This is a genomic window from Nitrosospira sp. NpAV (genome assembly GCF_000832065.1).
Taxonomy (GTDB): Bacteria; Pseudomonadota; Gammaproteobacteria; order Burkholderiales; family Nitrosomonadaceae; genus Nitrosospira.
The window spans coordinates 1-719 of record NZ_JXQM01000174.1; the positions used below are offsets into that span (position 1 = coordinate 1).

A 719-nucleotide genomic window follows, 5' to 3' on the forward strand; every position below is an offset into this window, starting at 1 on the left:
GCTGTGTAGCTTTGTCTTTTAATATATTTGTAGCCATAATTACTACTCCTTTTCGCGAAAATTGGAGTTTCCGTGGAAGCTCCTGATAAAAGTCAGTTACCAGTCTGGTTTCAGAATGAAATCTGATTTAGGACAATTCCGGGTTGTCAAAAAAACTTCGGTCAATTTAATCAACCTCATACAACACCCGGATTTCAAAGCTTTCATGGCAAGCACCTCCTCTGTTTTAGTATAAAAACTACCTGTTTTCAGGTACTTATAAGAGCATATTTATAGGATAAAGTTCAATAACAAAACGCATGACATAGATCATATAAATTTTTTGTTTATTTTCAATATGTTTACATACGTCACTGTAAGTATAGCCGGTTACGGGAAGAGAGGGAAGGGAGGAGAAATTGAAGCCTTGCCTTGCTTTGCTTGGCCGCAGTAGCAGTATCGCGGCTCTAAAGTTTTTTGTGGCGGATGGAGCAGGCAGGCATGATAGAGGTTGTTACTCTGAGCGAATATATATGCTGGTTTTCAATGCTATCTTTTTTTCAGGTAGAACAGATATTCACCAGTAATTTCGGATGAAGACAGTAATTCGTTTCCTGTCTGATCGGCAAACACCTGAAAATCAATCATTGCGCCCCGGTCGGTGGCCATGATTTTGAGCACTTGCCCATGTGCCATTTCAGACAGAAATTTTTTTGTGCGGAGAATGGGTAGTGGACAAA

At 39.8% G+C, this 719-nt stretch carries 1 protein-coding gene; it reads right to left on the reverse strand.

Annotated elements, in window-relative coordinates:
- Positions 1–528: 528 nt before the first annotated feature.
- The coding region (locus tag SQ11_RS15800; protein WP_041515163.1) for a sulfurtransferase TusA family protein at positions 529–719 on the reverse strand (191 nt) is incomplete at its 5' end.